We start from the raw sequence: 20625 nt of genomic DNA, 5'->3' as shown, positions 1-20625 counted from the left end.
AACGGCCGTGGCGGCCTCCCTCGCGCCACGGCCCGGAAGGGCGCGCGCTCTCGCCCCGACGCGCGCCCTTCCGCCCCCTCCTCAGGGGGGGCGGGATTTCGAGGGCTTCTTGAACCAGAGCGCGGGCCGTGCTGCTGTCGGGGGGCGTTCTTTCGTCCACCGGATCCCTTCGTCATGGCCCGCCGTCTTGCCCTGATCACCGGCGCCTCCGCCGGCATCGGGGCCGCTTCCGCCCGCATCTACGCCAGCCACGGCTATGACGTGGCCCTGACCGCGCGGCGCGCCGACCGCCTCGAGGGCCTGGCCGCCGAGATCAAGCTGCGCTCGGGCGTGGAAGCCTACGCCCTTCCCGCCGACCTGGCCGATCCGGCGGGCGTCGACGCGGTCCTGGCGGGGATCGCCGAGCAGGGCCGGGTGGTGGACGCCCTGGTCAACAACGCCGGCTATGGCCTGCCGGGGACCTTCGCGACGACCAGTTGGGCCGACCAGGCGACGTTCTTGCAGGTGATGCTGACCAGCGTCTGCGAGATGACCCACAAGGTCCTGCCGGGCATGGTCGAGCGGCGCTTCGGCCGTATCGTCAATGTGGCGTCCCTGGCGGGGCTTGTCCCCGGCGCGGCCGGGCACACCCTTTACGCGGCGACCAAGGGCTTCCTGGTCAAGTTCTCCCAGAGCCTGCATCTGGAGAACCTCGCGACGGGCGTCCATGTCAGCGCCCTGTGCCCGGGCTTCACCTATTCGGAATTCCACGACGTCAACGGCACGCGCGATCAGGTCAGCCAGGGCGTACCCGAATGGATGTGGCTGGGCGCCGACGAGGTGGCCGCCGCCGGCTATGAGGCCGCCGAGGCCAACCGCCCGATCTGCGTGCCCGGCGCGCCCAACAAGGCCCTCGCCGCCATCGCCAAGGTCGTGCCCGACGACTGGGCCCTGGCCCTGATGGCCAGCCAGGGAAGCCGGTTCCGCAAGGTGTGACATCCGGCTCTGGACGGCGCCTTTTGGAAAACCGTCCCGGACCTGCTATATGTCCGCCTCGACCCCGAAGATCCGGACACCCCCTTGAGCGTCACCCTCGACCTGTCGCGCGTCTCGTCCGACGCCGCGCCCGCAACCCCCGTCACCAAGCCGTTGATCAACCTGTCGGGCCTGACGCGCCCGCAACTGGTCGCGGCCCTGGTCGAGAGCGGCGTGGTCGAGCACGGCAAGGCCAAGATGCGGGCCACCCAGATCTTCCGCTGGATGCATCATCGCGGCGTCACCGACTTCGCCGACATGAGCGATGTCGCCAAGGAAACCCGCGCCCGTCTGGCCGAGGCCTTCACCATCGCCCGGCCGGAGGTTGTCGAGCGTCAGGTGTCGAAGGACGGCACCCGCAAGTGGCTGATCCGCATGGCGCCGGGCATCGAGGTCGAGAGCGTGTTCATCCCAGGCGTCGGCCGGGCCGGCGCCTTGTGCGTCTCCAGCCAGGTGGGCTGCACCCTGAACTGCAGCTTCTGCCACACCGGCACCCAGCCGCTGGTCCGCAACCTGACGACGGCCGAGATCGTCGCTCAGGTGCAGGTCGCCAAGGACGACCTCGCCGAATGGCCGTCCGACAAGGAGGACCGCCAGCTCTCGAACATCGTCTTCATGGGCATGGGCGAGCCGCTCTACAACCTGGGCCAAGTCGCCGACGCCATCGAGATCATCAGCGACAACGAAGGCATCGCCATCTCGCGTCGCCGGATCACGGTCTCGACCTCGGGCGTGGTCCCCATGCTGGAAAAGCTGGGCTCGACCACCCAGGCCATGCTGGCGATCAGCCTGCACGCCACCAACGACGCCCTCCGCGACGTCTTGGTGCCGCTGAACAAGAAGTACCCGATCGCCGAACTGATGGCCGGCATCCGCGCCTATCCGGGCCTGTCGAACGCCCGCCGCGTGACGTTCGAGTACGTGATGCTGAAGGGCGTCAACGACAGCCCCGACGAGGCCCGCGCCCTGGTCAAGCTGATCAAGGGCATCCCCGCCAAGATCAATCTGATCCCGTTCAACCCCTGGCCGGGCAGCGACTACCAGTGCTCGGACTGGGCGACGATCGAGGCCTTCGCCGCGATCCTCAACAAGGCCGGCTACTCCTCGCCGATCCGCACCCCGCGCGGCCGCGACATCCTCGCCGCCTGCGGCCAGCTGAAGAGCGAGAGCGAGAAGGTCCGCGCGTCGGCCCTGCGCAAGCTGTCGCTGGCGGCGATGGCTGGGGTGCTGAGCGAGGATGACGAGGACGAAGCGGTTTGATGCGGCGCGCTGGGATCCTTCTGATCTCCGCGCTCCTGTTTGGCGCCGCCGCCCGGGCGGAGGAGCCGCGTTGGTTGCCTGGTCGTGATCAGGTCGTCCAGCTCGAGGCCCAAGTCAAACCACCTAGAGGCTATCGTCTCGATCAGTACGATCGAAGCTATTCCGGAACCTTCATGTCCGGCCGAAAGATCATCGAAGGGCGTTGGGTTCAGGTCGACCTGCCCGGCCAGAAGCCGAAGGTCGAGATCGTGCCCTACCACCAGCTCCCCGATATCGCTGATGGCGGCTGTGCGGTGGTGACGGTCTACTACGACGTGGCGACGGCGAAGGTCGCTGGCGTGGCCTGTAACGGCTTGGGCTAAACCTCTTCCTCCACCGCCTTCTTCAACCGGCTTAGCATGCTCGCCGCATAGGCCGCGTAAGGCCCGATCCAGCGTTCGTGGATGGCGTGCACCGGCAGGGCGTCCAGGTGGTTCCACCGCTCGCGGCCGCGCCGCTCGGCCACGACCAGGCCGGCGTCTTCCAGCACGCCCAAGTGTTGCATCACCGTGCAGCGGTCCAGCTCCGGGAAGCGCGCGCACAGCATGCCGGTCGTCAGCGGCTCGGCCTTAAGCAGATCCAGAATGCGCCGCCGGGCCCGGTGTCCCAGGGCCTTGAAGATCAGGTCCGCCTCGTCCTCGCTTGACATGTTATAAGATTATAACACATGCTCGCGCCCATCAAGGATGGAGATGATCCATGTCCCACGAATTCACCGTCAGCGGCCGCATCGCCAAGCCGGTCAGCGAAGTCTTCGAGGCCGTCGCCGATCCCAAGAAGCTGTCTGGCTACTTCACTACCGGCGGGGCCCAGGGCCGGCTCGAGACCGGCGCGACCGTCACTTGGGACTTCCACGATTTCCCGGGCGCGTTTCCGGTCGAGGTGGTCGAGGTCGTTGAGAACGAGAAGATCGTCCTGCGCTGGAGCTCGGCCGAGCCGAACGCCACGAACAAGACCGAGGTGACCATGACCTTCGCCGACACGGGCGACGGCCGCACCCTGGTCAAGATCCACGAGACCGGCTGGAGCGACACCCCGGCGGGCGAGAAGGCCGCCTTTGGCAATTGCGAGGGCTGGACCGGTATGCTGTGCGCCATGAAGGTGTTCGTCGAGCACGGCCTGAACCTGCGCCAGGGCTTTTACAAGTAGGCCGGGTTTCTCCGGACACGGGCGCCCCCTACGCAAGACTCGCCGACCCGTGTTAGTCAGTGGGCCGCAAGTCTATCGGGGTCATCCGCGTCCATGCCGTCCCAGCTCCAGTCGCCCGAGATTCAGGCGTTCGCCACCGGCTTTCCGATCACCTTGCTGCACGCGGGCGTGACCCTGACGATGCTGGTGCTGGGCGCGGTGGTCTACGCCCTGCTCACCCCCCACAAGGAGATCACCCTGATCCGCGAGGGCAATTCGGCGGCGGCCCTGTCGCTGGGCGGCGTGTTCGTGGGCCTGGCGATCCCGCTGGCCGTGTCTCTGAAGGCCTCGACCTCCGTGGTGGAGATCATCATCTGGGGCGTGGCCACCATTGCCGTTCAGCTGCTGGTCTTCCGGGTCACCGACATGATCCTCAAAGGCCTTCCCGAGCGCATCCACGAGGGCGAGGTCGCCGCCGCCGCTCTGCTGGTGGGGGCCAAGCTGGGCGTGGCCCTGATCCTGGCCGCCGCCGTGGCGGGCTGATCGCGTCGCGTCCGGGGCGTTCGTCGTGCATTTTCCCAAGCTCCCCGACTGGCTGGTCTACGCCGCGGCGGTCAGCGCCCTGCTGATCGTCGCCATCGGTCGGCAGGAGCGCTCGGACGCCCCGCCGCCGCCGCCGCCGGTGCCGGGCGAGGAGGGCGTGCCGCTGGGACCGTCCTCGCCGTTCGACCCGTCGATCGTGGTCCAGGTGCCCGACAAGCCGGAGCCCGGCTCGGGCACGGCCTTCTCGGTCGGCGATGACGGCTCCTGGCTGACCGCCCGCCACGTGGTCGACGGCTGCAAGAAGGCCGCGATCGTCGTCGCCGACGGACGGGGCGTGGCGGCCAAGGTCCATATCGATCCAACGGCCGACGCGGCGATCTTGACCACCGAGGGCGGGGCGCCGGCGGTGCCGCTGGGGCTGGACACGCCGCTGCGCCGGGGCGCGCGCGCCTATCACCCCGGCTTTCCGCAGGGCCATCCGGGCGAGGCCGCCTCGCGCCTGCTGGGTCGCGAGAACCTGGTCGTCCATGGTCGCGGCGCGCGCACCGAGCCGGTGCTGGTCTGGGCCGAGGTCGGACGCACCGATACGCTGAAGGGCACGCTGTCGGGCCTGTCGGGCGCGCCGGCCCTGGACGCCGCCGGCCGCGTGATCGGCGTCACCGTCGCCGAGGCCCCGCGCCGGGGTCGCATCTACACGACGGCGCCCGAGAGCCTGAAGGTTCTGCTGGGTCCCGGTCGACGCCCCTCGCCAGCCGATCCCAACGCCGAGCCGATCACGACCGACAACTACGGCCGCGTCGCCGACGGCCTGCGCCGCGACCTGCGGGTGGCCCAGGTGGTGTGTCTGGCGGTTTAGGCCGGCGTCGCCGCTTCGGGCTTGGCGGGCGGACGAACCAGGAAGAAGCAGAGGATCACGGCCGGAATGCCGATCGCCGCCGCGCCCAGATAGAAAAGGGCGTAGGCGTGCATCAGGTCGCGACCGCTCTGCAGCGCCTCGACCGCCGCGCCCGAGAAGCCCTTCAGGAACTTGCCGGTCCAGGCCAGCGCCGAGGTCATCACCGCGTACTGCGTGGCCGTGTAGCCCAGGCTGGTCAGGCTGGACATGTAGGTGACCAGCGCCACGCCCGAAAAGCCGATGGCGAAGTTGTCCAGGATCATCACGGTGATGAAGCTGGGGATCGTGACGCCCCACAAGGCCAGCCCGGCGAACAGGGCGATGCCGATCGGCTGCAGCACCGCGCCGGCGATCAGGGTCTTGAAGTAGCCGAAGCGCAGGGCGCAGAAGCCGCCGACGGCGATCCCCGAGAAGGTTCCGGTCAAGGCGATGGTGCGCACCCAGCCCACCGTGCTCTTGGTCAGGCCCAGATCGTGATAGAAGGGGTTCGAGATCGGCCCGCGCACATAGTCCGACAGGTGATAGAGCGTGATGGTCACCAGGATCAGCAGGGCGAAGGCGCCATGCGCGGTGAAGAACTCGATGAACGGGCCGGCGATGGCGTCCCAGAGGCCGCGTGGGGTCCAAAGCGGCTTCTGGGCGGCGTTGGCGGCCATGACCGCGTCGGCCCGGCTGGGCTCGACGGCCATCAGCGCGCCCGCCACGCCGATCGACATCAGAACGCCATAGGTCAGGTAGGAGCCCGGCCAGCCGATCTTATCGGCCAGCACCAGGATCAGGGCGTCGGCGGCCAGCAGGGCGACGCGATAGCCGATCTGCACGGCCGAGGTCAGCAGGCCCAGCTCGTCGCCATCGTCGGCGATCTCGATCCGCCAGGCGTCGATGACAATGTCCTGGGTCGCGGAGGCGAAGGCCACGAGCACGGCGAAACCCGCGACGGTGGACAGGCCCGCATGGGGTCCGGTCAGGCCCATGCCGATCAGGCCGGCGGCCACGATGACTTGCGATAGCACCATCCAGCCGCGCCGACGGCCCAGCCACCGGCCCAGCAGCGGCGCGTCCAGCCGGTCGATCAGCGGAGCCCACAGGAACTTCATGCCATAGGCCAGACTGACCCAGGACAGGAAGCCGATCGCCTTCAGCGACGTGCCTTCTTCCCGCAGCCAGTAGCCGAAGGTGTTTGCGGTCAGGAGGAACGGCAGGCCCGACGCGAAGCCCAGGGCCAGCATGGCCGCGACCTTTGGCTGCTTCAGCGCGCGCAGCACGTCCATCATGCCGCGCTTTTTCGTCGTCGCGCCTGCGGCCATGCGTCTTCACCGCGCCCGGACGCGGTCCCCCTCCGAAATCAGGAGGCGACCTTGGCCCGCGTCGGCGCTTTCGTCCAGCCAGCGCTCGCGGCGCGGCCGGTCCACCGCGTGAGCGCCGCGCGCAGGGCTTCCTGGGTCAGGGGCTTGACCAGGAAGTCGTCCATGCCCGCCGCCAGACAGGCGCGCTTGTCCTCGTCGAAGGCGTCGGCGGTCAGGGCGGCGATCGGCGTGGCGACGCCTCGGCCGCGCAGGGCCTTCGAGGCCTCGACGCCCGAAAGGCCCGGCATCCGCAGATCCATCAGGATCAGGTCGTAGGCGGCGGCCGAGGCGGCGGCCACCGCCTGTTCGCCGTCCGCGACGCGGTCGACCTTGCAGCCCTCGCGCTCCAGCAGGGTGCGGGCCAGCAGGGCGTTGATCGGATTGTCCTCGGCCAGCAGCACGCGCGCGCCCTGGGCCACCGCCCCGGCGACGCGGTCGTCATGCGCCGGCTCGACGGCTGTCGCCCCGTCCTCGCCGTGGGCGGCGCCGGCTTGCAGCACCTGGGCGACGAGGGAGGCAGCGCGCAGCGGCTTGATCAGATAGCCCGAGAAGCCGCCCGTCTTCAGGCGGTCGATCAGGTCGCGCTGATCGGGGGTCAGCAGCACCACGGCCCGGCGGCCGGCGGGCGGCTTCAGCGCGCGGCGCGGACTGGAAAGCGCGGCGTCGATCAGCAGCACCGCGTCGACGGGCGCGCCGGCCAGGGCCGAGGCGATGTCGACGGCGGCGAAGGCGCGGCCGCCGGCGGCCTCGATCAGGCGTGCGGTGGCGGCGCGGACGATGGCGTTGGGCGAGGCGATCGCCACGGACCGACCGTCCAGCGGTCCGGCGCGGCGCGCGGGGACCGCCGTTTCGAACGGCGCCTCGAACCAGAATTCGGCGCCTTGGCCCAGCTCGCCCCCGACCCCGACCTCTCCGCCCATGGCCGCCGAAAGGCGCGAGACGATCGCCAGTCCCAGCCCCGCCCCGCCGAGCTGGGTGTTGTGGGTGATGTCGGTCTGGACGAAGGCCTCGAAAATCCGCCGCCGGGCCTCGGGCGCGACGCCGGGGCCCGTGTCGGCGACCGAGAAGCGAACCCGCCCTTCGCCGGTCATCCTGGCCGACAGCAGGACGCCGCCGGCCTCGGTGAACTTCACGGCGTTGCCGGCGAAGTTCAGCAGGATTTGGCGCAGGCGCCCCTCGTCGGCGCGGATGGTCGGGAAGGGCGAGGGCAGGGCCCAGGCGATCTCGATCCCCTTTTCGTGCGCGCGCGGGCTCATCAGCTCGGCGACCTGGCGCAGCAGGCCTTCGACGTCCACCGGGGCCAGCGACAGGTCGATCGAGGCCGCGCCCAGGCGGGCGAAGTGCAGAACGTCATTGACCAGCGACAACAGGTGGTCGCCGCTCTCGCGCAGGGCGGTGACATAGGCGCGCTGCTCGGCGGTCAGCTTGGTGTTTTCCAGCAGACGCGCCATGCCCAGCACGCCGTTCAGCGGGGTGCGGAATTCGTGGCTCAAGGTGGCCAGCTGTTCGGGCGTGACGCCGGGCTTTGGATCGCTCATGGTTGTAAAGGTTACCCGACGCGGCTTAACGGGCGGTCAAGCCGATCGCCTCGTCGGCGGTTGTCGTCCGCCGATAGGCCAGGGCCTCGGCGACGTGGACGCGGCGGACGCGTTCGGCGCCCTCCAGGTCGGCGATGGTGCGCGCCAGGCGCAGCACGCGCGTCCAGCCCCGGGCGCTGATCCGGCCGGCCTCGGCGGCCTGGGCCAGCAAGCCGCGCCCGGCGTCGTCCAGGCCGGCGATCGCCTCCAGAAAGGCGCCTTCGGCCCGACCGTTCAGCCCGTCCGCCGCGCCGTGAGCCTCCGCGCGCTCGACCTGCAGCGCGCGGGCTCGGGCGACGCGGGCGGCGACCTCGGCGGACCCCTCGGCGGGCGGCGGCAGGGAAAGGTCGGCGGCGGTGACGGCGGGCATGTCGACGGCGAGGTCGATGCGATCCATCAGCGGACCCGAGACGCGGCCTTGATAATCCTTCTGGCAGCGGGGCGCCTTGCCGCAGGCGCCGCGTCCAGGCCCGCCATGGCCGCAACGGCAGGGGTTCATGGCCGCCACCAGCTGCACGCGCGCGGGGTAGCGGACGTGGGCGTTGGCGCGGGCGACCATCACCTCGCCGGTCTCCAGCGGCGCGCGCAGGCTGTCCAGCGCCTGGACGCCGAACTCGGGCAGCTCGTCGAGAAACAGCACCCCGTTGTGGGCCAGCGACACCTCGCCGGGCTTGGCGCGATGCCCGCCGCCGGTCAGCGCGGCCATGCTGGCCGAGTGATGCGGCGATCTGAAGGGCCGGTTCCGGGTCAGGGCGCCGCGCGCGATCAGTCCAGCCACCGAATGGACCATCGAGGTCTCCAGCAGCTCGCTGGAGGTCAACGGCGGCAGCAGGCCGGGCAGGCGCTGGGCCAGCATCGACTTGCCCGAGCCCGGCGGGCCGACGAACAGCAGGTTGTGACCGCCGGCGGCGGCGATTTCCAGCGCGCGCTTGGCGTGTTCCTGGCCCTTCACGTCACGCAGGTCCTTGGGCCGCTCGCCCTCCAGAATCGGACCTGGCGCCGGGGCGCCGAGAATCTGGCTCCCACGGAAGTGATTGATCAGCGAGACCAGAGAGCGCGGGGCCAGGATGCGGGTGTCGCCGGCCCACGCGGCTTCGGGGCCGGAGGCCTCCGGGCAGATCAGGCCCAGGCCCATGGCGCCGGCCGCCATCGCCGCCGGCAGGGCCCCGGCGGCGGGGACGATGCGGCCGTCGAGGGACAGCTCGCCCATCGCCGCCCAGCCGTCCAGGGCGTCCATCGGGATGACGCCCAGGGCCGCCATCACCGCCAGGGCGATCGGCAGGTCGAAGTGCGTGCCCTCCTTGGGCATGTCGGCCGGGGCCAGATTGGCGACGATGCGCTTGCCAGGCAGCGCCAGGCCCAGGCCGGCGAAGGCGCCGCGCACCCGTTCGCGGCTCTCGGCGACGGCCTTGTCGGCCAGGCCCACCACCACGAACACGTGCTGGCCGGTGGTCAGCTGCACCTCGACGTCGACGCGACGCGCCTCTACGCCTTCGAACGCGACCGTGACGACCTTGGCGGCCATCCGCCCTCCTTGTGGACTGTCAATTTATCCACAAGGGTCACCACGGCGTGCGAAATACATCAAGAACGAAAAACGAACATTTCAGGAAGAATTGTTATTTTTCCAGAGTTACCCACCATTCGCACAAATGCCATCAATGCGGTCCCAAAGAACAGCCGCCGCGTCCACGCCCGTAAAGCGCTTGAGCTGCTGAGCTCCGGTGGGGGATGTAACATTAATTTCCGTCAGGTATTCGCCGATCACGTCGATGCCGACGAACAGCAGGCCGCGACGCTTCAGCTCGGGACCGATAATCGCGCAGAGCTCCTTGTCGCGGGCGGTCAGCTCCACCGCCTCGGCGCGACCGCCGACCCGCAGGTTCGATCGCACCTGGCCGCTGGCGGGCACCCGGTTGATGGCGCCGACGGGCTCGCCGTCGATCAGCAGGACGCGCTTGTCGCCCTTGCTGACGGCCGGGACGAACTTCTGGGCGATGACCTGCTCGCGGCCGATCATGGCGTGCAGTTCCAGGAGGGCGTCGAGATTGGGATCGTCCTTCAGCAACCGCGCCACGCCCGAGCCGCCGCCGCCGTAGAGCGGCTTCAGCACGATGTCGCCGTGCCGGGCGCGGAAGTCGTAGATCGCCTCGTGGTCGCTGGTGATCAGGGTCGGCGGCTGCACGCCGGGAAAGTCGGTGACGAACAGCTTCTCGGGCGCGTTGCGCACCTCGGCCGGGTTGTTCACGACCAGGGTGTGGGGGTGCACTTTCTCCAGAAAGTGCGTGGCCGTGATGTAGGCCATGTCGAACGGCGGATCCTGGCGCATCAGCACCACGTCGACGTCGTCCCTCATGTCCAGAACGACGGTTTCGCCCAGACGCGCGTGCGCGCCCTTCTCGGCGAACACCTCCAGCGGCTGGGCGCGGGCGAAGACGCGCCCGTCCTCCAGAGACAGCTTGTCGGGGGTGTAGAACCACAGCCTGTGACCGCGGTTCTGGGCCTCCATCATCATCAGGAAGGTCGTGTCGGTGTCGATGTTGATCCCCAGGACGGGATCCATTTGGACGGCGACTCGCAGCGACATGGGGGCTCCTGGGGTTTCTGTAGCGGAGGTCTAGTTAAGGCGATTTCCGGGGAATGCGAGGGGCTGGTTGTGGTGCATGGCCGATACTGCCACGGTCATGGCATGAGCAGCCGCTGGATTTTGCCCATTCTTGTCGCCACCGCTTTGGTGGGATGCGCTAACACACCGCCGGTCGATCCGACTGTCGAGCATATTGCCTACGCTCTGGAGCCGCCTCCGTTCTGCGGGCGCTGCGAGACCGTGAAGTTCGTTGCGAGCGAAGATGGCGTGCTAAGGATCGAGACTGGATATTGGGTGGGCAACTACAAACACTGGCGTCGTCGTCGCGAGGTTCAGCGGATCACGCCCGCGCAGTTCGCCGACTTCAGGGTTAAGATCGCGCCTTATCGCGGCGAGCGCGACATCGTCGGCGGTGAGAAAGGCTGTCGGAAATATCATCCTGACGACGCTAGCCTGCGCGTGGAGTGGATCTTGGGTTCCGATCGCCGCGTTCGGGTCTTTGATTTTGGCTGCGAGGACGATCCGGGTATGAACAGGACCGTGCTAGCGGCGCCTAGCGCCCTTGGCCTTAAGTCGCTGTTCTAGTTCAGCCGCAACCGCATCCGTTCCCGCGCCGCCCGCGCCGCGATGGCCGCGCCGCCGTCGAGGATCTGGGCGCGCGACAGGGCCTGCAACGCGCCGGCCAGGGCGCCCTGGCCCTCGCGGGCGGCGGCGACGTCCAGCCAGGGGCGGTGGTCCTTGGGATTCAGCAGGGCCCGGCGCAGGGCCGAGCGCTCGGCGCGAACCCAGTCCTTGGCCTGCTGGGCGCGGGCGAAGATGTTGTTCTGCAGGCGGATCAGCACCGCGCGGTCCGAGATCGGCGCCATCAAGAGCTCCAGCCGCGAGGCCACGTCGGGCATCAGGCCGGTGCGCAGCGCCCGGCGCGACAGCTCCGACGGCAGGACGACCCGGCCCTCGCTGAAGGGATCGAGGGCCAGAGGCCCTTCCTCGGTTTCGATGCGCAGCAGGAAGTGGCCCGGAAAGTCGACGCCGTAAAGTTCCAGGCCGGCGGCGCGGGCGGCGTGCAGGTAGAAGACCCCGAGCGCGACGGGAAGACCCTTGCGACGTTCGGCGATGGCGATGACGTCGGCGTTGTCGGGGTGGTCGTAGGTCAGCACGTCGCCGGTCAGGCGCAGGTCGCCGGCCAGGGTCTCGGCCACCGCCTCCTCCGGCGATTCCGCCTCGGCGCGGCGGCGCAGGCGCTCGGCGGCGTCCTCGGCCAGGGCGATGGCCGGGGCGGTGTCGCGGCTGGGGTCGTCGTGGACGGCGCAGGCCAGAGCGGCCTCGAACAGCGGAAAGCCCTCGTCGGGACCCTCGCCGGCCTTGATCAGGATCGCCTCGGCCTCCTCGCGGGTCATGTCAGGCCCCCGACCAGGCGTCGACGAGATGCCGCGGCGCGCGTCCAGGCGCCAGGGCGATCAGGTCCAGGCGCACCAAGAGATCGCGCAGGCCCGAACGATGCGCGGCCAAGTGGGCGGCGGCGCGGCGAAGCCGGTCGCGCTGAGTGGGCGTCACGGCGTCCAGGGCGTCCTCGATCGTCGTTCTCTGTTTGACTTCCACAACGGCCAGGACCCGTCCGCGTTGCGCCAGCAGATCGATCTCGCCCAGCGGTGTCGGTAGGCGAAAGCCCAGGACGCGATAGCCCTTGGCCATCAGCCATAGCGCCGCCAGAACCTCGGCCCGTCGCCCCAGCTTGCGCGCCGCCGCGCCGCGCGCCTGCCTGGCCCGATGGGGGGGATCGCGAGGGGGGCGGGCGCCGGCGGTCATCAGGCCCGCTCCTTCAGCGCGAGGGCCTGGCGATAGAGGTCCTTTCGCGAAAGACCCAGGGCCTTGGCCACCTCCGAGGCGGCCTCGCCCAGCGGCAGGCGAGTCATGGCCTCGCGCAGGGCCGCCTCGGCGTCGTCGACGCTGGCGGCCTTTTCGGCGCCGGGACCGACCAGGATGACGATCTCGCCCTTGGGGGCCTCGAAGCGCGGGTCGGCGGCCAGCTCGGCGAGCGGGCCGCGCACGCAGGTCTCGTAGAGCTTGGTCAGCTCGCGGCACACGGCGGCCTCGCGCGTCGCCCCGAACACGGCGGCCATGTCGGCCAGGCAGTCGGCCACCCGCGACGCGCCCTCGTAGAAGATCAGGGTGGCGCGGGCGTTGGCGAACTCCTCGAAGAAGGTGCGGCGCGCGGCGCTCTTGGGCGGCGGGAAGCCGGCGAACAGGAAGCGGTCGGTCGGCAGGCCGGCCAGGGTCAGCGCCGCCAGGGCCGCCGAAGCGCCGGGGATCGGGATCACCGCGTGGCCGGCGGCGATCGCCGCCCTGGCCAGGCGGTAGCCGGGGTCGGAGACCATCGGCGTGCCGGCGTCCGACACCAGGGCCACCCGCTCGCCGGCCTCCAGCCGTTCGAGCACGCCCGGAATGGCGCGCTCGGCCACGTGCTCGTCGTGGCGTTCGAGCTTGGTGCGAATGCCGTAGGCGGACAGCAGCTTGCCGGTGACGCGGGTGTCCTCGGCCAGCAGCAGGTCGCAGCCGGCCAGCACGTCCAGGGCCCGCAGCGTGATGTCGCGCAGATTGCCGATCGGCGTCGCCACCAGATAGAGGCCGGGCGCCAGGGGCGCGTCGGACAGGGCTGGCGGGGGAAGCTGGCAGCTCAAATCACGCGTCCTTCAACTTGCGATGAGAAGCCATATCAGGTCGCGAGCGCGCCTGTCAGCCGGTCCAGCACCAGGCGGCCCGCGCGCGTCGCCCTCAACCGCTCGGGGTCGTCGGCCAGAAGCCCCGCCTCGACCAGATCGCGGACTTTCGGGAGGTCTGGCGACAGGCCCAGCGGCGTCATTTCCGCGAACGCCACGCCGTCGTCGATGCGCAGGCCCAGCACCAGGCGCTCCTCGGCGGCTTCCTCGGCGGTGAGGGTCTCGCGCGTGAAGCCCACGCCCGTCGCGTCCACGGCGGCGACATAGTCCTTGATGGCGCGGCGGGCGAGCGTGGCCGAGCGGCCGTCGGCGAGGCCCAGGCGGCCGTGCGCGCCGGGGCCGACGCCGACATAGTCGACGCCGCGCCAATAGACGAGATTGTGTCGCGAGCGCGCGGCCGCGCCCCTGGCGTGGTTCGAGACCTCGTAGGCGTCGAAGCCCGCGGCCTCCAGCACCTCCTGCGTCGTCTCGAACAGGGTGGCGGCCAGGTCCTCGTCGGGGACGACCAGGGCTCCCCGCCCGACCGCGCGGTCGAAGGCGGTGCCGGGCTCGATGGTCAGCTGGTAGGGCGAGATGTGCTCGGGGCCCAAGGCGATCGCCTCGGCCAGCTCGTCGCGCCAGGCGGCGTCCGTCTGGCCGGGTCGGGCGTAGATCAGGTCCACGGAGAGGCGCGGGAAGGCTCTGGTCGCCGCGGCGATCGCCCGCCGCGCGGCGCCGGCGTCGTGATTGCGGCCCAGGGCCTTCAGCGCGACGTCGTCGAGGGCCTGGACGCCGAGGGACAGGCGCTGGACCCCGGCCTCGGCCAGGGCGGCGAAGCGGCCGGCCTCGGCGTCGGTCGGATTGGCCTCCAGGCTGATCTCCAGGTCCTCGGCGGGCGACCACAGGCGCTTGGCCGTGTCGATCACGCGCGCGACCTGGGCGGGATCCATCAGCGACGGCGTGCCGCCGCCGAGGAAGATCGACAGCAGGCGGCGCTCACCGGTCAGGGCGCGCTGGGCGACCAGGTCGGCGACGATGGCGTCGGCCAGGGCCACCTGCTCGTCGGTTCTGCCCCGGTCGCGGACGACGTTGAAGTCGCAATAGGGGCAGATGCGCGCGCAATAGGGCCAGTGTACGTAGACGCCGAGGTCGTCCCGAGGGGCGTCCTTGGGGGCGTCAGTCAAACAACGCGGCTTTCAGCTTGGCGAAGGCGCGGGCGCGGTGGCTCATCGCGTCCTTGGCCGCCGGTTCCATCTCGCCGAAGGTGATGTCGTGGCCCTCGGGAACGAAGATCGGATCGTAGCCGAAGCCGCGCGTTCCGCGCCCGGGGAACGCCAGGGTTCCGTCGACGCGTCCCTCGACCACCACGGCCGGCCCGTTGGGCCAGGCGACGGCCAGGGCCGAGGTGAACCAGGCCGAATAGTCCTCGCTCCCCGTCGCCTCGATGCGCTCGGCGACCTTGTCCATGGCCATGGTGAAGTCCTTGCCCGGACCGGCCCAGCGCGCCGAATAGATCCCTGGCGCGCCGTCCAGCGCGCTGACCGACAGGCCCGAGTCGTCGGCGATGGCCGGCAGGCCCGACAGATCCGCCGCGTGACGGGCCTTCAGCAGGGCGTTGCCGACGAAGGTGCTCTCGGTTTCCTCGGGCTCGGGCAGGCCCAGCTGTCCGGCCGTGACGATCTCGAAGCGGCCGTCCAGCAGGGCCGCGATCTCCGGGACCTTGCCAGGATTGTGCGTGGCGGCCACAAGCTTCGACCCGATCTCAAGCTTCAGCGCCATGTCTTCACTCCGGGAAAATCACCTGATGCGGCTCCTTTACTCGCCACTTTCACCCTTCGCGCGCAAGGTTCGCGTGCTGGCCATCGAAAAAGGGTTGTCGGACCGCTTCACGCTTGAGGTGGTCTCGCCGTTCCAGGACGAGTCGCTGCGGGCCCAGAACCCGCTGTGCAAGGTGCCGGCCCTGATCCTGGACGACGGCGAGGCGATCTATGATTCCGGCGTCATCACCGACTATGTGGATGGACTGGCCGCGCCGCGCCTGATCCCCGAGGCCCAGCCCGACCGCCGCCGGGCGCTGACCCTGGAAGCGGCGGCCGACGGGCTGGGCGACGCCTCGGTGATGATCGTTCGCGAGCGGATGCGGCCCGAGGCCGAGCATCGTCAGGATCTTTTCGAGCGCCAGGGCCGCGCCGTCGCCGCGACGCTGAACCTCTTCGAAGCCGCTGTCGCCGAAGGCGCCCTCTCCTCGGACCGCTTCGCGATCGGCGAGATCGCCGTGGCCGTGCAGCTGGACTACCAGGATGCTCGCAGGGTCAGCGACTGGCGGGCGGGGCGGCCAGCCTTGGCCAACTGGTTCGAGCGGGTTTCCAAGCGCGCCTCGATGGTGGCGACGAGCGTGACTGTGACCTAAAGGCAACTTCGATTTGCCCAGAGGCATCATTACCGGAGTTTAATATCGTTTTTCGATAATCGAGATTGGCGGAACCGGAATTGGCCCCTATCTGTTGATCCTGTGGATAGGGGCCGAATGGATCGACCCTGGCCACGCCTCTCGAGCTGGAAAACACGATGTCCGCCGCCCGCCTGTTCAGCATCGCCGACAAGGTCATCATGACCGCGATCACCGTCGCCCTGATCGTGGCGGTTCCGGTGTCGGCCGTGGCGTTCGTGGTGCAGACGCTTTAACGGCGGATCGCGTTTCCAGGGGCCCGGGGGCCGCTGTTTTTGACGCCTCCCGCGACGCGGGGCAAATTGCTTAGCGTCGCTGTCGGGGAGCAGCCATGCGCGCCTTGGGGCCTGGCTCGGTATCGAGTTTTCTGAAGATCATCCTCGATGTGATCTATGTCGGGCTGTGGATCTTCGTGAGCCTTCTGTCGCTGTTCACGCTGGTCGCCCTGCTGTTCAGCTTCAATCCCGAACTGCTGGCCCAGGTGTTGCCGATCAGCGACGCCGTGCAGGCCATCAGCCGCGACGGCCCGCTGTTCGCCGGCGCCCTGGCGGCCTGGGCGTTGCTGCTGGGCGGCTGGATGGTCATCGTCGAGCGGCTGCGCAAGATCTTCGCCACCCTGACCGCCGGCGACCCCTTCCATCCCGACAATGTCGTGCGTCTGCGTCTGATCGGCCTCGTCCTGGGCGGGCTGGAGATCGGCCGCTACGTCTTTTCGGGCATGGCGCGCTGGCTGGCGCCCAAGGCCAAGGTCATCGACGACAGCTTCACCCTGACCGCCTGGTTCTCGGTGCTGGTGGTCTTCGTCCTGGCCGAGGTGTTCCGCGAAGGCGCCCGCCTTCGCCGCGAAGCCGAACTCACGATCTGATCCGGAGTGACCGTCGAATGCCCGTCCGCGTGAACCTCGACCGCGTCTTGCTGGATCGTCGCATGTCGCTCACCGAGCTTTCCGACCGGGTGGGCGTGACCATCGCCAACCTCTCGATCCTCAAGACCGGCAAGGCCCGCGCGGTGCGGTTCTCGACCCTGGACGCGCTTTGCCGCGAACTGGGCTGTCAGCCGGGCGACCTGCTGACCTTCGAAAGCGGCCCGCCCGGCGGGCACGATGAAGACGAAGCCTAGAGCCTTTAGCCTGAAATCGGAATCGATTTCAGGCGTTAAAAAGGCTCTAAATCAAATGTTTAGAGCGTGAGATAAGCTGAAACCGGTTCCCACTTTCAGCCTCACGCTCTAGGGATGCGTTAGGTTTAAGTGTGAGCGGTTAAACCGCTAGCGCGCTCTAAAGCGCCCGTCCCTGGTCGTCCTCGCGCCACTTCAGCACCAGGGTGCGCCCGCGGAATTCGAACGCGTCCAAGCGTTTCAGGAAGCTCATCCCGAGCAGCGACTGGCTCATCGGCGTCTTGTTGACCATCAAAGGCACGTCCCGCAGCCGGATCGACCCGATCTCCAGGCTCTTGGCCGCGAAGACCGCGCCATAGCCCGTCCCGTTGGCGGTCTCGGCCTTGTAGGCGTAGTCCAGCTTGTCGACCGCCACGCCCAGCCGGCGGGCGTCGTCGGGGCTGAGCACGGTGTCGGTCGAGCCGGTGTCGACCGTGAACCGCACGCGCTGGCCGTTGACCAGGCCATCGACCACATAGGCGCCGTCGTCGCTCTGCGGGACCACGAGGGTGCGCTCGTCGACCTGGATCGGCGCGCCGATATTGAACGCCATCCGCAGCCGGCGCGGCGCGTCGGCCAACTCGGTCCGATAGGCGTAACCGAAGGCCAGCACCGCGAAGGCGGCCATCCAGATCACCGCGTGCTTCAGGTGACGGGTCAACGGCCGCCGCGCGGCGCGCAAAAGGCCGCCCGACACCAGCAGCACCAGCATCAGACGATAGACCAGCTCGACCTTGTCGTCCCCGCTCCGCAAGGCTTCCGGATAGGCGTGGGCCAGGGCGGCAATGAGCACCCCGACGGCGGCCAGGGCGCCCAGCCATAGCCAGAGACGGTCGCGCGGAGCGGCGGGCGTCGCGGCCGGCGGTGAAGGTGGGGCGTCCGGAAGATCCCAAGGGCCAGGTTTGTCGGTCATGCGATCCCGTCTAGAATGAGGATCGCCATCCTGGCAACCGGGGCGCGTCCTCAGTTCAGCCGCCGCTTCTTCAGCAGCGCGTTGCGGTCCATCGAGCGCACCTCCAGCTCGAAGGCGTCGCCTTCGCGCAGCACCTTCAGCGGCACGGTGACGCCGGCCTCGCCCAGGTCCCACAGGCGATCGTAGAATTCGGCCAGGTCCGACACCGCGTGGCCGTCGACCTCCAGGATCAGGTCGCCGGCGCGCAGTTCGGCGCGGGCGGCCGGGCCCTTGGGCGAGACGCCGACGATGACCACGTGGTTCTCCAGCTCCTGGGCGAAGACGCCAAGCCAAGGACGCGGCGGGTGAGGAGTCTTGCCGCGCGCCAGGTCGTCGAGGATCGGCGGCAGCAGTTCGGCCGGCACGAACATGTTGATGGGCCTCGCCTCGCCCTGGGCGTCGCGGCCTTCCAGGCTCAGCGAACCCAGGCCCACCAAGTCGCCCTTGGGACCGATCAGGGCCGCGCCGCTCCAGTGCGGGTGAGCTGGCGCGGTGATCAGGGCCTCGTCCAGCTTGTATTCCCAATAGCCGGAGAAGGGGATGCGGGCCAGGATCTTGCCGGCCATGGCGTGGGCGCGGCCGCCGGCCCCGGCGACGACCACGGGGGCCCCGTCTTCCAGTCCGCGCGAATGGCCAATGGTCAGCACCGGCAGATCCAGCGGCTCCAGGGCCTGGACAAGGCCGAGGCCCGATCGAGCGTCCAGGCCCAGCACGTGGGCGGGCACGCGGCGGCCGTCGTTGCGGGTCAGGAAGACCTCTTCGGCCTCGGTGATCAGATAGGCCATCGTCAGGACGAGACCGCTGGGACCCACCACGACGCCGTTGCCGATGCGCTCGGTTCCCAGGATCTGGGCGGTGTAGGCGTCGGCCGGCGCGTGCGCCTCCAAGGCCACGACCGCGGCCAGCGCCTGGTCGAGGTCGAAGCGATAGGCCTCGGCCGATGGCCGCAGGCGCGCTTCGACTTCATAGCCTTTGAACGGGGTGGGCACGGCGGACTCCTCTAAAACCTCGTGGTTCAGGGAATCTGGGTCCGCTAGCCCATCCCGGCAAGGGGCGCGTCTACGCGCCGATGGCCTGGCGCTGCAGGACGAACAGCTCGTTGATGCCCTTTTCGGCCAGCCCGTACAGGGTCTCGAACTCGGCGCGGGTGAAGCCCCGCTTCTCGCCGGTGGCCTGGATCTCGACGATGTCGCCGGCCCCGGTCAGCACGAAGTTGCTGTCGGCCTCGGCGCTGGAGTCTTCCTCGTAGTCCAGATCCAGCACCGGCACGTTGTTGAACACGCCGCACGAGACGGCGGCCACCTGGCCCAGGATGGGATCGGTCTTCAGGACGCCCTCGTCGAGCAGGTAGCGGGTGGCCAGGCGCAGGGCCACCCAGGCGCCGGTGATCGAGGCGGTGCGGGTGCCACCGTCGGCCTGAACGACGTCGCAGTCCAGCGTGATCTGGCGCTCGCCCAGAGCCTTCAGGTCGACCACGGCGCGCAGGGAGCGGCCGATCAGGCGCTGGATCTCCTGGGTGCGGCCGGTTTGCTTGCCGGCGGCGGCCTCGCGGCGGCCGCGCGTGTGGGTGGCGCGGGGGAGCATTCCGTACTCGGCGGTGACCCAGCCGGCGCCCTTGTTGCGCATCCAGCCCGGCACGCTCTCCTCGACCGTGGCGGTGACCAGCACCTTGGTGTGGCCAAAGCCGATCAGGCACGAGCCCTCGGCGTAGCGGTTGACGCCGGTTTCCAGCGTGACGGCGCGCAGCTGGTCGGGGGCGCGTTCGGACGGACGCATGGGGGAACTCCGGTCTATTTGAATGTGTTCGCCTGGCCGCTTATCCTATCGCCAGCCGCAGTTGAAAGAGGCCGACCGCTTTTGTTCGCCGACCGGGTCCAAAACGACACGCTCTGGAGAGGCCGCCCATGACGCACCTGTTCCCAGGGCCGATCGTGCCCGCGCCGGGCCTGACCGAGCTGGACGCCCGGGCGCGCGACATCTTCCGCCGCGTCGTCGAGTCGTACCTGGAGACCGGCGAGCCGGTGGGCTCGCGCACCATCTCCAAGGGCGGGGTGGCCCTATCGCCCGCCTCGATCCGCAACACCATGCAGGACCTGGCGCAGCTGGGCCTGCTGGACGCGCCGCACACCAGCGCCGGGCGGATGCCGACCCACGCCGGCCTGCGCATGTTCGTCGACGGCTTGCTGGAGGTCGGCGACCTGCCCGAGGACGACAAGCGGACCATCGAGGCGCGCCTGGCCGTCAAGGGCCGCTCGTTCGAGGAAGCCCTGGCCGAGGCCTCGTCCATCCTGTCGGGCCTGGCCGGCGGCGCCGGGATCGTGGTCACGCCAGTGCGCGAGGGCGGGGTCAAGCATGTCGAGTTCGTGCCGCTGGGCGGTGGTCAGGCCCTGGCGGTCATGGTGTTCGAGGACGGTCAGGTCGAGAACCGCCTGATGCGCCAGCCGCCGGGGGTGACGCCCTCGGCCCTGACCGAGGCCTCCAACTTCCTGAACGCCCGTCTGCGCGGTCGGACCCTGGCCGAGGCGCGGGTCGAGATGGACGGCGAACTGGCGGTGGCCCGCCGGCAACTGGACGAGGCCGCCGCCCGCCTGGTCGAGGAGGGCCTCGCCGCCTGGAGCGGGGGCGAGGGCGACGCGCGCTCGCTGATCGTTCGAGGGCAGGCCAACCTGCTGGCCGACGCGCGCGCGCGCGAGGACATCGACCGGGTGCGTCAGCTGTTCGACGATCTCGAGCAGAAAGGGCAGCTTATTGGCCTGCTCGACGACGTTCGCCAGGCCGAGGCGGTCCGCATCTTTATCGGGGCCGAAACGCGACTCTTTTCGCTTTCGGGTTCCTCGGTGATCGCGGCGCCCTATATGACGGGCCGTCAGAAGGTGCTGGGCGCGATCGGTGTGATCGGGCCGGCGCGATTGAACTATGCCCGAGTCATTCCGCTGGTGGACTACACCGCCCGGGTGCTCGGCCGCATGATGGATGGATAAGGA

25 protein-coding genes are annotated in these 20625 nt (G+C 69.5%); 12 read left to right on the top strand and 13 right to left on the bottom strand.

Annotated features, from left to right (window positions below; translation table 11 throughout):
* Positions 1-174 precede the first annotated feature (174 nt).
* The 3 genes from OR37_RS03915 (at position 175) to OR37_RS03905 (ending at position 2636) form a co-directional block, all read left to right on the top strand.
* A complete protein-coding gene (locus tag OR37_RS03915) occupies positions 175-975 on the top strand; it encodes an SDR family NAD(P)-dependent oxidoreductase (protein WP_004616009.1) in 801 nt (266 codons plus the stop codon).
* Between the two features lie 84 nt (positions 976-1059).
* A complete protein-coding gene (rlmN, locus tag OR37_RS03910) occupies positions 1060-2274 on the top strand; it encodes a 23S rRNA (adenine(2503)-C(2))-methyltransferase RlmN (protein WP_004616007.1) in 1215 nt (404 codons plus the stop codon).
* Positions 2275-2348: 74 nt separating this feature from the next.
* Positions 2349-2636, top strand: coding sequence for a hypothetical protein (locus OR37_RS03905; RefSeq protein ID WP_131368805.1), 288 nt, complete (start codon positions 2349-2351; stop codon positions 2634-2636).
* Here the strand turns inward: OR37_RS03905 and OR37_RS03900 are convergent.
* Positions 2633-2962, bottom strand: a complete 330-nt coding sequence (locus OR37_RS03900; protein WP_004616003.1) for an ArsR/SmtB family transcription factor — start codon at positions 2960-2962, stop codon at positions 2633-2635. The genes OR37_RS03905 and OR37_RS03900 overlap by 4 nt on opposite strands.
* Before the next feature lie 50 nt (positions 2963-3012).
* On the opposite strand from OR37_RS03900, the gene OR37_RS03895 reads away from it, so the two are divergent.
* From OR37_RS03895 to OR37_RS03885, 3 genes are all read left to right on the top strand, one after another.
* Complete coding sequence (locus tag OR37_RS03895; RefSeq protein WP_004616001.1) at positions 3013-3462, top strand: SRPBCC domain-containing protein; 450 nt, start codon at positions 3013-3015, stop codon at positions 3460-3462.
* A 93-nt stretch (positions 3463-3555) separates the two neighbouring features.
* Positions 3556-3984: a DUF350 domain-containing protein gene (locus tag OR37_RS03890; RefSeq protein ID WP_004615999.1), complete on the top strand. Its 429-nt coding sequence runs from the start codon at positions 3556-3558 to the stop codon at positions 3982-3984.
* A gap of 25 nt (positions 3985-4009) precedes the next feature.
* Positions 4010-4840, top strand: a complete 831-nt coding sequence (locus OR37_RS03885) for a S1 family peptidase (protein WP_004615996.1) — start codon at positions 4010-4012, stop codon at positions 4838-4840.
* Here OR37_RS03885 and OR37_RS03880 read toward each other — a convergent pair.
* The 4 genes from OR37_RS03880 to gshB all read right to left on the bottom strand — a co-directional run bounded on the left by OR37_RS03880 (position 4837) and on the right by gshB (position 10389).
* On the bottom strand, positions 4837-6186 hold the full coding sequence (locus tag OR37_RS03880; protein WP_004615994.1) for an AmpG family muropeptide MFS transporter: 1350 nt from the start codon (positions 6184-6186) through the stop codon (positions 4837-4839). The two genes, OR37_RS03885 and OR37_RS03880, sit on opposite strands and share 4 nt — an antisense overlap.
* A 38-nt stretch (positions 6187-6224) precedes the next feature.
* The gene (locus OR37_RS03875; protein WP_004615992.1) at positions 6225-7763 is read right to left on the bottom strand and encodes a response regulator; all 1539 of its coding nucleotides are present in this window, start codon (positions 7761-7763) and stop codon (positions 6225-6227) included.
* A gap of 25 nt (positions 7764-7788) precedes the next feature.
* The gene (locus OR37_RS03870) at positions 7789-9327 is read right to left on the bottom strand and encodes a YifB family Mg chelatase-like AAA ATPase (RefSeq protein ID WP_004615990.1); all 1539 of its coding nucleotides are present in this window, start codon (positions 9325-9327) and stop codon (positions 7789-7791) included.
* 108 nt (positions 9328-9435) lie between these two features.
* A complete protein-coding gene (gene gshB, locus OR37_RS03865; RefSeq protein ID WP_004615988.1) occupies positions 9436-10389 on the bottom strand; it encodes a glutathione synthase in 954 nt (317 codons plus the stop codon).
* A gap of 102 nt (positions 10390-10491) precedes the next feature.
* Between gshB and OR37_RS03860 the strand changes: the two genes are divergently transcribed.
* On the top strand, positions 10492-10974 hold the full coding sequence (locus tag OR37_RS03860) for a hypothetical protein (RefSeq protein ID WP_035016898.1): 483 nt from the start codon (positions 10492-10494) through the stop codon (positions 10972-10974).
* Here OR37_RS03860 and OR37_RS03855 read toward each other — a convergent pair.
* From OR37_RS03855 to rdgB, 5 genes are read right to left on the bottom strand one after another with little or no spacing between them, the layout of a single operon-like run.
* The gene (locus OR37_RS03855; RefSeq protein ID WP_004615985.1) at positions 10971-11786 is read right to left on the bottom strand and encodes a SirB1 family protein; all 816 of its coding nucleotides are present in this window, start codon (positions 11784-11786) and stop codon (positions 10971-10973) included. The two genes, OR37_RS03860 and OR37_RS03855, sit on opposite strands and share 4 nt — an antisense overlap.
* A gap of 1 nt (position 11787) precedes the next feature.
* Positions 11788-12195, bottom strand: coding sequence for a YraN family protein (locus tag OR37_RS03850; protein ID WP_004615983.1), 408 nt, complete (start codon positions 12193-12195; stop codon positions 11788-11790).
* Complete coding sequence (gene rsmI, locus OR37_RS03845; RefSeq protein WP_004615982.1) at positions 12195-13067, bottom strand: 16S rRNA (cytidine(1402)-2'-O)-methyltransferase; 873 nt, start codon at positions 13065-13067, stop codon at positions 12195-12197. The genes OR37_RS03850 and rsmI overlap by 1 nt, the downstream gene beginning before the upstream one ends.
* A gap of 35 nt (positions 13068-13102) precedes the next feature.
* Positions 13103-14269, bottom strand: coding sequence for a radical SAM family heme chaperone HemW (hemW, locus tag OR37_RS03840; protein WP_004615980.1), 1167 nt, complete (start codon positions 14267-14269; stop codon positions 13103-13105).
* Entirely contained in the window at positions 14262-14864 is a 603-nt protein-coding gene (gene rdgB / locus OR37_RS03835; RefSeq protein ID WP_004615978.1) for an RdgB/HAM1 family non-canonical purine NTP pyrophosphatase, read from the bottom strand. The genes hemW and rdgB overlap by 8 nt, the downstream gene beginning before the upstream one ends.
* 25 nt (positions 14865-14889) lie before the next feature.
* Here rdgB and OR37_RS03830 point away from each other — a divergent pair, with 25 nt between their 5' ends.
* The 4 genes from OR37_RS03830 (at position 14890) to OR37_RS03815 (ending at position 16653) form a co-directional block, all read left to right on the top strand.
* The gene (locus OR37_RS03830; RefSeq protein ID WP_004615976.1) at positions 14890-15495 is read left to right on the top strand and encodes a glutathione S-transferase N-terminal domain-containing protein; all 606 of its coding nucleotides are present in this window, start codon (positions 14890-14892) and stop codon (positions 15493-15495) included.
* A 158-nt stretch (positions 15496-15653) separates the two neighbouring features.
* Positions 15654-15770 carry a hypothetical protein gene (locus tag OR37_RS03825; RefSeq protein WP_004615975.1) on the top strand — a complete coding sequence of 39 codons (117 nt, stop codon included), beginning with the start codon at positions 15654-15656 and terminating at the stop codon, positions 15768-15770.
* Positions 15771-15865: 95 nt separating this feature from the next.
* The gene (locus tag OR37_RS03820; RefSeq protein ID WP_004615973.1) at positions 15866-16399 is read left to right on the top strand and encodes a DUF2975 domain-containing protein; all 534 of its coding nucleotides are present in this window, start codon (positions 15866-15868) and stop codon (positions 16397-16399) included.
* Between the two features lie 17 nt (positions 16400-16416).
* Positions 16417-16653: a helix-turn-helix domain-containing protein gene (locus OR37_RS03815; RefSeq protein WP_004615972.1), complete on the top strand. Its 237-nt coding sequence runs from the start codon at positions 16417-16419 to the stop codon at positions 16651-16653.
* A 157-nt stretch (positions 16654-16810) separates the two neighbouring features.
* On the opposite strand, the gene OR37_RS20600 is transcribed toward OR37_RS03815, so the two are convergent.
* From OR37_RS20600 to rph, 3 genes are all read right to left on the bottom strand, one after another.
* Positions 16811-17602 carry a retropepsin-like aspartic protease family protein gene (locus tag OR37_RS20600; protein WP_004615971.1) on the bottom strand — a complete coding sequence of 264 codons (792 nt, stop codon included), beginning with the start codon at positions 17600-17602 and terminating at the stop codon, positions 16811-16813.
* Positions 17603-17652: 50 nt separating this feature from the next.
* Complete coding sequence (locus OR37_RS03805; protein ID WP_004615969.1) at positions 17653-18630, bottom strand: S1C family serine protease; 978 nt, start codon at positions 18628-18630, stop codon at positions 17653-17655.
* 70 nt (positions 18631-18700) lie between these two features.
* On the bottom strand, positions 18701-19417 hold the full coding sequence (rph, locus tag OR37_RS03800; protein ID WP_004615967.1) for a ribonuclease PH: 717 nt from the start codon (positions 19415-19417) through the stop codon (positions 18701-18703).
* A gap of 128 nt (positions 19418-19545) precedes the next feature.
* On the opposite strand from rph, the gene hrcA reads away from it, so the two are divergent.
* The gene (gene hrcA / locus OR37_RS03795; RefSeq protein ID WP_004615963.1) at positions 19546-20622 is read left to right on the top strand and encodes a heat-inducible transcriptional repressor HrcA; all 1077 of its coding nucleotides are present in this window, start codon (positions 19546-19548) and stop codon (positions 20620-20622) included.
* Positions 20623-20625 lie beyond the last annotated feature (3 nt).

Origin of the sequence: Caulobacter vibrioides OR37 (genome assembly GCF_000372645.1) — a bacterium.
GTDB classification, from domain to species: Bacteria; Pseudomonadota; Alphaproteobacteria; order Caulobacterales; family Caulobacteraceae; genus Caulobacter; species Caulobacter vibrioides_E.
The sequence above is the reverse complement of the archived record's forward strand: the minus strand, read 5'-3'. Positions and strand labels throughout refer to the sequence as shown.